7 protein-coding genes and 1 tRNA gene are annotated in these 6,776 nt (G+C 56.5%); all 8 read left to right on the forward strand.

Features of this window, described 5'->3' with window-relative positions; translation table 11 throughout:
* The first annotated feature begins 281 nt into the window (after positions 1-281).
* Complete coding sequence (locus ACOCD2_RS09890) at positions 282-2,099, forward strand: M61 family metallopeptidase (RefSeq protein ID WP_293647276.1); 1,818 nt, start codon at positions 282-284, stop codon at positions 2,097-2,099.
* Positions 2,096-3,079, forward strand: coding sequence for a bifunctional biotin--[acetyl-CoA-carboxylase] ligase/biotin operon repressor BirA (gene birA / locus ACOCD2_RS09895; protein ID WP_293647278.1), 984 nt, complete (start codon positions 2,096-2,098; stop codon positions 3,077-3,079). Before ACOCD2_RS09890 ends, birA begins: the two co-directional genes overlap by 4 nt.
* Before the next feature lies 1 nt (position 3,080).
* Positions 3,081-3,836, forward strand: coding sequence for a type III pantothenate kinase (locus ACOCD2_RS09900; protein WP_293647280.1), 756 nt, complete (start codon positions 3,081-3,083; stop codon positions 3,834-3,836).
* A complete protein-coding gene (locus ACOCD2_RS09905; RefSeq protein WP_293647282.1) occupies positions 3,833-4,726 on the forward strand; it encodes an SPOR domain-containing protein in 894 nt (297 codons plus the stop codon). The genes ACOCD2_RS09900 and ACOCD2_RS09905 overlap by 4 nt, the downstream gene beginning before the upstream one ends.
* Positions 4,727-4,750: 24 nt before the next feature.
* A tRNA-Thr gene (locus ACOCD2_RS09910) sits at positions 4,751-4,826 on the forward strand.
* A gap of 240 nt (positions 4,827-5,066) precedes the next feature.
* Positions 5,067-5,417 carry a rhodanese-like domain-containing protein gene (locus ACOCD2_RS09915; RefSeq protein ID WP_293647284.1) on the forward strand — a complete coding sequence of 117 codons (351 nt, stop codon included), beginning with the start codon at positions 5,067-5,069 and terminating at the stop codon, positions 5,415-5,417.
* A gap of 25 nt (positions 5,418-5,442) precedes the next feature.
* On the forward strand, positions 5,443-6,534 hold the full coding sequence (ychF, locus tag ACOCD2_RS09920; RefSeq protein WP_293647286.1) for a redox-regulated ATPase YchF: 1,092 nt from the start codon (positions 5,443-5,445) through the stop codon (positions 6,532-6,534).
* Between the two features lie 21 nt (positions 6,535-6,555).
* Positions 6,556-6,684: a hypothetical protein gene (locus ACOCD2_RS09925; RefSeq protein ID WP_293672600.1), complete on the forward strand. Its 129-nt coding sequence runs from the start codon at positions 6,556-6,558 to the stop codon at positions 6,682-6,684.
* Positions 6,685-6,776: the final 92 nt, after the last annotated feature.

Consider the following 6,776-nt stretch of genomic DNA (forward strand, 5'->3'; position numbering starts at 1 on the left):
GCGCCAGCTCTACACCGGATACTTGCCAGGGACTCTTGATTCCCAGTATCTGGGCATATAGGTCTTTGTCTCTCATAGGGGATTACGATAATCTACCCACTCCATTTGGGGAAGAGCCGAAGTTAGAAATGATATCGGCTTTCATCTGAAAAAAATAAGGGGACATTCGCATTTTTTCCAAGCTTTCCCGTTTGAGACCGGAAAATCGGCGGCTTGTTCCTCAATTGGTCTTATTGCGTGTAGTAGAATGGAGCCAATCTATCCGTGATTCCCGCCAACCGATGCAATACCCTGCCATCTATACGCTACGCCCGGCCTCACCCAAGGCTCACATTTTCAGAATAGTGCTGATTGTCGGAGAACCTGACGCAAAGGGACAGCGCTTGTCATTGCCTGCATGGATTCCGGGTAGCTACATGATCCGCGATTTTGCCAGGAATATCGTCTCCATCAGGGCGTCATGTGAAGGAGAGCCTGTGGCGCTTTCCAAGCTCGACAAGCAGACCTGGCGGGCTGCGCCGGTATCGGGAGCATTGGCGGTGGAGTATGACGTATATGCCTGGGATCTTTCTGTCAGAGGGGCGCATCTGGACAGTACCCATGGCTTTTTCAATGGCACCAGTGTTTTTCTGCAGGTTGTCGGTCAGGAGGACCGGCCGCTGCTGGTAAACCTGGAGAGGCCGGGCGGAGATAACAGCTTTTCCTGGAAGCTGGCAACCAGCCTGCCGGCGAAATCGGTCGATCCCCAGGGATTTGGCAGCTATGTTGCTGATTCCTATGCCCATCTCATCGATTGTCCGGTGGAAATGGGCCATTTTCAGGAATTGGGTTTCGATGTCGGGAACAAGCCTCACCGCATGGTGCTCAGTGGGCACTGTTATTTCGACCCGGAAAGAATCTCCCGTGATCTGCAGAAAATATGCGCCTATCATGCATCGTTATTTGGCGAACTCCCGTTAAACAGCTATCTGTTTCTCACCATGGTGGTGGGGGACGGCTACGGTGGCCTCGAACACCGGGATTCGACAGCGTTATTGTGTGAGCGGGATGATTTGCCCGGAAAGGGCATGAAACAGCCGACCAGGGGCTATATCAAGTTCATGGGGCTTTGCAGCCACGAGTATTTCCATTTGTGGAACGTGAAACGCATTCGCCCCCAGGTGTTCAGGGAAGCAGACCTTTCTTCCGAAGTGCATACCGAATTACTCTGGGCGTTCGAAGGGATCACCAGTTATTACGATGACCTTGCCCTAGTGCGCACAGGCTGTATCCAGCCGGACGACTATCTGGGGCTGATAGCGCAAACAGTCACCCGGGTGATGCGCAGCAGTGGTCGGTTGCGCCAGTCCGTGGCGGAGTCCAGTTTCGATGCCTGGACCCGGTTCTACAAGCAGGACGAGAATGCACCTAATGCCATCATCAGTTATTACAGCAAGGGGGCGCTGGTTGCGTTCGGCCTGGATATGCTGCTGAGGGACAGGACCGGAGACCGGCTGTCGCTGGATGATTTCATGCGCAGACTCTGGGAAGAATTTGGCAGGCGGGACAGAGGCGTTTCCGAACAGGACCTGGAACAGCTGGCCAGCCGGGTGGCTGATGCCGATCTGTCAGCGTTCTTCGAACATACCGTATATGGTACGGAAGAACTGCCCCTGGAAGACTGGTTTGCCACCCTGGGCGTCGGTTATCGCTTGCGACCGGCCAGAAACCAGGAAGACTGGGGCGGCGTTGCGGAGGGAGACGATCAGGCCGAAGCCAAACCGGCCATCGGTGCACGCTATACCCAGAAAGGGGATTTCGTGGAGCTGCTTCAGATCTTCGATGGCGGTGCTGCCCAAAGTGCCGGATTGTCGGCGGGTGACAGGCTCATATCCCTCGATGGTCTTCAGGTGACGGCCAAGAACCTGAGCGGGTTGCTGGGGCAGTTTGAAGCAGGGGCAGAAGTGCGGGTCCATGCCTTTCGGCGGGATGAGCTCATGGTGTTTTCACTGCCTGTCATGATGGCCCCGCGGGATACCTGTGAACTGTGGCTGTTGCCAGAAACCGAATGCACCCCCGGGCAACTGGCCCGCCGCAGGGATTGGCTGAATCAGCAATGAATGATGTGGAATATGCTCTTTTACTGTCACTGGCGGATGGCAGCTTTCATTCCGGTGAGGCGCTCGCTGAACAGTTTTCTGTCACGCGGGCGGCCATCTGGAAGCGTATTCAGCGTCTAAACGCTTATCCCGGTATCGATATCGCATCTGTGCGGGGCAAGGGCCACCGGCTGAAGGCACCGCTCGAACTGCTCAGTGAGGACGCCATCCGGGGACGTATCCAGCCCGGGCTACAGCACAGGCTCACGGAGCTGAAGGTGCTGCCCGTCGTCTCGTCCACTAATGCCTTTCTAGCGGACCAATGCAGTCCCTATCTTCACAGTGGGCAGGCCTGCATGGCCGAATACCAGTCCGCAGGCCGGGGTCGCAGAGGGCGGCAATGGGTGTCTGTATTCGGAAGCAGCGTCTGTCTTTCTCTGGCATGGCGGTTTGATCTTTCCATGGCGGATCTGGCGGGACTCAGCATTGCCGTGGGAGTCGCCGTGGCAGGCGTGCTTACCGATGCTGGCCTTAAGGGCCATGGCCTGAAATGGCCCAATGACATCCACGTAAACGGAAAAAAACTCGCGGGTATACTGGTGGAAGCCAGCGGTGAAATGGAGGGACCCTGCCAGGCGATCATCGGTGTGGGACTCAATGTCCACCTGCCTGCAGCGGCTGCCGGGGAGATCGATCAGCCCTGGACGGATCTGGCCAGCTGCCTCCCGGCCCCACCCGGGCGCAATCGTCTTGCCGGTGACTTGCTCGATGCGCTGATGCAAGCCTGTGTCCGGTATCAGCAACGCGGCCTGGCTCCCTTTCTCGAAACCTGGAAAGCGTATGATGTGTACATCGGTCAGAAGGTGAAGCTGCTGATGGGAAAAGATACAATCACCGGCATCTACACCGGATTGAGTGAGCAGGGCGGCCTGGTGCTGGACAGCCCGGGGGGCAGAAAGACCTGGTATTCCGGTGAAGTCAGTTTGCGGGGCAAGGCCTGAGATGACGGGACGTTTGTATATCGATCTGGGCAACTCACGGATCAAGTGGATGCCGGAAAATCTGCAGGGCTGCTCAGACATGCGGGCCATGAAATACAACTGCGGGCATTTGAGCGAAGTACTGGATTCCGCCTGGCGCTTTGCCGATCGTCCCGAACAGCTGTGGCTCGCATCAGTTGCCGGCAGCGAGACAGACAATGAACTGACCGCCTGGGTGCGCGATGCCTGGGAGCTGACTCCTCATGTCATGAAGGTATCGGCGGCAGACTGCGGGCTGACCTGCGGCTATCTTCAGCCAGAGCAGCTGGGCGTGGATCGCTGGGCGGCAATGATATCCGCGTACCGCTACAGTCCGGACGGGGTATGCGTGGTGGATTGTGGTACTGCCGTGACCCTGGATATGGTTGACGCCAGTGGCAGGCACCTGGGTGGCTACATACTGCCGGGCGTGCAGGCCATGAAACACAAGTTGTTGCAGGAGACGGCCATCGACATGGAAGAACAGTATATCCGCACCGGGCAGGAGTGGGGGAACAGCACCGTGACCTGCGTCGAGCTGGGCACGCGGAAAGCGGTGGTGGCACTCATCGAACAGTCCATCGAACGCCTGCAGGCCGCAGGCATCTGTGATCCCGGCCTGATACTGACGGGCGGCGAAGCGGGTTTGATCGAGCCGCTGATGCAGATAGACTGTCAGCGCCGGGACAGGCTGGTACTGGAGGGGATACGTTTGTACGCGAGAGAACACGGATCATGATACGTCTGCTGCTGGCAATGCTGATTGCCCTCAATGTGGCGCTGTTCCTGTGGATTCAATACGGGAACAGAACGGCGGCTCCGACCCGCCCCGAGCCGCTGTCCAGGCCGGATTTTGGTCAGATACGCCTAGTCGGTGAACCCGAAACGGCAGAAGAGCCGGTGATCGAGGCGAAAATGAATGCTCAGGAACCGGTTCAGGCGCCGCAACCTCATGCAGGTGATACGCATCCGGCCGAGCCTGAACCCGCGACCGTGCCTGAAGTTACGTCCGAAACCGAAACTCAGCCTGAATCTGAACCTCAGATCCAACAGGAATCCAGTCAGCAGCAGGTGTTGGATACACTCTCCACGCCTTCTGAGCCAGCGCCGGAACCGCGAGTTCAACCCATTCCGACAGAGAGTCAGCCCGAGGTACTCTATTGCGGTGAACTGGGTCCCATGCGCAGCAGAAACATGGCCGAAGGCTACCGGCGCACCCTTGCCGCGGGAAAGGCCGAGGTTCGCGTGGAGACCCGGCCGGGCAAAGAAACCGTCGGTTACTGGGTGATGATCCCCGAAACGCCTGACGTGGCCCGTGCGGAAGCCATGCTGAAGCGCCTTGTGCAGGCCGGGTTCAAGGACTTGTGGCTGATGCGCGAAGGTGAACACAAGAATGCCATTTCTATGGGCCTGTATACACAGGAACGTTACGCACAGCGTCATGCGGACAATATCCACGAAAAGGGATTCGACCCCGTGGTGGTGCCCAAGCAGAAAAAGGCTCGTGTTTACTGGGTGCTGTTTTCTCATGCTGGCGTGAATGAACTGCAAAAGATCGAGGCACAAAAGCTGCCTTCCAACGCGGCGCTGGAGAAAAAAGTTTGCGATCAGGCTTTGACTGACCCCTGACAAGCTGTAAAATACGCAGCCCATGCCGGTGTAGCTCAGTTGGTAGAGCGCCTCACTTGTAATGAGGATGTCGTGGGTTCAACTCCTGTCACCGGCTCCAATCACAAAAGCCCGTCATGTTTGACGGGCTTTTGCATTTTCAGACTTGTTATAAATAAAATGCCTGAGAGAGGAGAAGCCTGCTGCAGGGGGCAATGGTAGGCCGGGCTTCAGCCTGACAATAAAATCAGCGTTGAAAGCGGATGTCAACGGAGGCATCCGAAATTGAATCGAGGTAATTGTTATGCGTAACTTATTGTGTTTGTTTTTTTTGCTGTTCGCACTCCCTGTTTCTGCCGCAGTGACGGATATCGACAATGCCGAGCTGGAAAGACTTGCCAGTGAAGGGGTGCCGATCATCGATATCCGCCGTGCTGAAGAATGGCAACAGACCGGGGTGATCAAAGGCAGTCACCTGATTACCTTCTTCGACAAGAAAGGCCACTACAATGTCCCCGCATGGCTGGATAAGCTGGCTCCTATCGCCGGCAAGGATCAGCCCTTTATCCTGATCTGCAGAACGGGCAACCGTACAGGTACCGTCAGCAATTTTCTCGACAAGAAACTGGGCTATACAAAAGTGTACAACGTCAAAAAAGGCATCACCGACTGGATCGCAAAGGGTAAGCCCGTCGTGAAACCCGGCAGCTGAGCGAATTTACCGGAGTATCTATCTTATGGGTTTCAAATGTGGAATCGTGGGCTTGCCCAATGTGGGCAAGTCGACATTGTTCAACGCAATGACCAAGGCGACCATTGCCGCCGAAAACTATCCTTTCTGTACCATCGATCCAAACGTGGGCATCGTACCCATTGCGGATCCCCGGCAGGATCGCATCGCCGAGATCGTCAAGCCGGAACGCATTGTTCCCACCACCATGCAGTTCGTGGATATCGCCGGACTGGTAGCGGGTGCTTCCAAGGGTGAAGGCCTGGGCAACAAGTTCCTGGCCAATATCCGCGAGACCGATGCCATCGTTCAAGTGGTGCGCTGTTTTGAAAACGATGATGTAGTGCATGTTGCCGGCAAGGTCGATCCGCTGGCAGATATCGAGGTTATCAACACCGAACTGGCGCTGGCGGACCTCGAAAGCGTGGAAAAGGCGCTGGACAAGGCCACGCGCATGGCCAAGACGGGGGACAAGAAAGTGCTGGCGCAGAAGGCGCTGCTGGAGAAGGTCAGGGAACATCTGGAGCAGGGCCTGCCGGTGCGTTCCATGGGGCTGGACGAGGATGAGCAGGCGGCACTGTATGACCTGCACCTGCTGACCATCAAGAAAGTGCTGTATATCGCCAACGTCAGTGAGGACGGTTTCGAGAACAATCCCATGCTGGACGCGGTACGCGCACAGGCGCAACAAGAACGCGCGGAGGTAGTGCCTGTGTGTGCGGCCATCGAAATGGAACTGGTAGAACTGGATGATGAGGACAAGGCGGATTTTCTGGCCGAAATGGGACAGGATGAGCCCGGTCTGAATCGTGTGGTGCGCGCGGGCTATGATCTTCTTGGTCTGCAGACCTATTTTACCGCCGGCGTCAAGGAAGTGCGCGCCTGGACCGTCCCCGTTGGTGCCACGGCTCCCCAGGCTGCAGGTGTTATCCACACGGATTTCGAGCGCGGGTTTATTCGGGCGGAAGTCATCGCCTATGATGATTTCATTGCCTGTGGCGGCGAGCACGGCGCCAAGGATGCGGGCAAGCTGCGCCTGGAAGGAAAAGACTACATCGTGCAGGATGGCGATGTCATCCATTTCCGTTTCAATGTCTGAAGCAAACGAGGAGATATGAGCATGAACAAAATAAAGATTCTTGCTGCGGCCCTGGTGCTGGCCTCTGGCCAGTTGCTGGCGTCTGGCGTGGCCACCGTCAGTACCGGTGATGGAAAATCCAAGGGTAACTACTCACCCCTATCAGCATAGAGCTGTCCCGAAAAGGCCATTTGAATGGCGACCAGCGGATTGTATCCCTGATTTGCCATGGTCTGCAGGTAACTGGAGATGCGGCAATAGGC

This window comes from Thiolapillus sp., assembly GCF_048562965.1.
GTDB classification, from domain to species: Bacteria; Pseudomonadota; Gammaproteobacteria; order Chromatiales; family Chromatiaceae; genus Thiolapillus; species Thiolapillus brandeum_A.

Bases quoted from the DNA above. Each gene is read 5' to 3' on its own strand.
- birA (WP_293647278.1), top strand. From the start codon at position 2,096: ATGAATGATGTGGAATATGCTCTTTTACTGTCACTGGCGGATGGCAGC.
- ACOCD2_RS09900 (WP_293647280.1), top strand. From the start codon at position 3,081: ATGACGGGACGTTTGTATATCGATCTGGGCAACTCACGGATCAAGTGG.
- ychF (WP_293647286.1), top strand. From the start codon at position 5,443: ATGGGTTTCAAATGTGGAATCGTGGGCTTGCCCAATGTGGGCAAGTCG.
- ACOCD2_RS09890 (WP_293647276.1), top strand. From the start codon at position 282: ATGCAATACCCTGCCATCTATACGCTACGCCCGGCCTCACCCAAGGCT.
- ACOCD2_RS09905 (WP_293647282.1), top strand. From the start codon at position 3,833: ATGATACGTCTGCTGCTGGCAATGCTGATTGCCCTCAATGTGGCGCTG.
- ACOCD2_RS09925 (WP_293672600.1), top strand. From the start codon at position 6,556: ATGAACAAAATAAAGATTCTTGCTGCGGCCCTGGTGCTGGCCTCTGGC.